At 63.5% G+C, this 1,952-nt stretch carries 2 protein-coding genes and 1 pseudogene; all 3 read right to left on the reverse strand.

The window, feature by feature from the left end:
- On the reverse strand, positions 1-228 hold a 228-nt coding region (locus I5M_RS28900), incomplete at its 3' end, for a DUF4175 family protein (RefSeq protein ID WP_040771488.1).
- 135 nt (positions 229-363) lie between these two features.
- Positions 364-963 (reverse strand): cytochrome b, encoded by a 600-nt coding sequence (locus I5M_RS00235; RefSeq protein WP_022719564.1) that lies wholly within the window; start codon positions 961-963, stop codon positions 364-366.
- A gap of 484 nt (positions 964-1,447) precedes the next feature.
- Positions 1,448-1,852, reverse strand: a pseudogene (locus I5M_RS00240) (diaminopimelate decarboxylase family protein); the annotation flags it as partial.
- Positions 1,853-1,952 lie beyond the last annotated feature (100 nt).

Below are 1,952 nucleotides of genomic sequence, written 5' to 3' on the forward strand. Positions count from 1 at the left end.
ATATCGCAGCCCGACCCCGCGCCAGACCAGCGACAGGTTCAGCCATAGCCCGGCCCTGGACACCGAAAGGAACAGGCCGATTACCGTCAGCAGCCGGGCAAGATGCGGCCAGCCGCGTTCCCAGGCGATCGCGATCCTCGCCCGCCGCACCGCCTTGGCCAGATGCTGCGTCACCTCGGCATCGCTGCCGGTCGCTTCTGGCTTGGCTGGATCTGGGCTTCGGCTCAACGCTCTCTCCGGGCTGATCGATCACACCAGCGTAGCACAGAGGCGGCAATGAGGCACCTTCGGGACTCCACAACTGCTCCGACACCTCACACGAACGTGTGACGGCGCTTCCAAGCCTCCAGAGGCCGAGCGAACCTAAAGCATGCGCGGCAGCACGTCGGCCTTCGGGTTCTTGTCGAAAAAGCGATGCTTCAGCGCGCCGAGCACATGCAGCACGACCAGGGCCAGCAACGTGTAGGCCAGCGTCTTGTGCAGCAACGCGAAGGCCGACGACCACGCATCGTTCTTCGGCAGTAGTTCCGGCACATGGATGCCGAAGAACGTCACGCCGTCGCTCTGGCTGAACGTGCTCGACATCGCGTAGCCCATCAGCGGCACGATCACCGCCAGCGCGTAGATCGCGACATGCACGATGTGAGACAGCACGCGTTCGTGGGCCGGCAGTTCGGCCGGCCCGGGCAGGCGCGATACTGCGCGGATCGCGAGCTGAACCAGAACGATCAGCAGCGCCAACAAGCCGAAGGATTTGTGCAGCGGATAGAGCTGCGTGAACTTCGCCGTCACAGAATCGTCGAGTGACGTCATGGTCCAGCCGGCGGCGATCAGTCCGAGGATCAGAACCGCGCGCACCCAATGCAGCACGCGGAGCGCGACGGGATATTTGTCGACCTCTGGCGTGACTTGCCGAAGTGTTTGCTGATCGCTGTTCTTCATCAGTTCGTCATCCTGCGTCATCAGCGCGCAGCGCCGACCTTCATTTGCTGGGTTCTTGAGCGAGGAGCAGATGGCGAATGTAAGGCTCAGGCACGCGCACAAGGCGACCGCGTCTTTGGGCCGCGGCGACGTTAAGGTTGATCGGTTAGGTTAAGCGGCGGTCGGTGTTGCGGCGGCTGATATCGCCGATAGGTTGCATGGGTCGCGCGTACCCGGCTGGACGCCGCAACTTCCTGGCCGGGATTGCAAACGCGTGATCGGGGCCGCCAGCATTGTAAGCCGCGTTCTGGCGGCCCCACTCTGTCTTCGCGCTGAAGCGTCACAACAAGCACAACCTCATGGTGAGGAGGCGCGAAGCGCCGTCTCGAACCATACGCCGCCGGCACTGCGTGGCCCCATCCTTCGAGACGCACGGCTTCGCCGTGCTCCTCAGGATGAGGACTCAGTGCATCTTGCAATGAGTCGTTAGTTTCGATTAAGCGCCAGAGGTGCTAATCGCGCCGGCTCACAGCCACGGCGCCGGCTTGTCCATCGCGATCAGTTGCTCGACCTCGATGCGCGGGCGCACCACGGCGAACTGATCGGCTTTCACCAGAACTTCAGGCACCAGCGGCCGCGTGTTGTAGGTGCCGGCCTGGACGGCGCCGTAGGCGCCGGAGGTCATGATGGCGATCAGGTCGCCGGCCTTCAGCTCCGGCAGCTTGCGATCAAGCGCGAGGTAATCGCCAGTTTCGCACACCGGGCCGACCACATCGGCGACCATCGTGGGCACGTCGGGTGCCGGCTCCGAGACCGGCAGGATTTCGTGATAGGCCTCGTACAGCGTTGGCCGGATCAGGTCGTTCATCGCTGCATCAATGATCACGAAGGTCTTGCCGTCGCCGTGCTTCACATAGATCACCTTGGCGACCCGGCCAATAACGCTCCTTGAGGTGGCGCTTGACCAGCTTGCCGGTCGGCGTGCGCGGCAGCTCGGCCTCGAAGTCGATCGTGCGCGGGCATTTGATCGG

The organism is Rhodopseudomonas sp. B29 (genome assembly GCF_000333455.1).
Lineage (GTDB): Bacteria > Pseudomonadota > Alphaproteobacteria > Rhizobiales > Xanthobacteraceae > Rhodopseudomonas.

What these genes read in the sequence shown, in the direction of transcription:
- I5M_RS00235 (WP_022719564.1), bottom strand. Translation starts at nt 963, where the DNA reads ATGACGCAGGATGACGAACTGATGAAGAACAGCGATCAGCAAACACTT.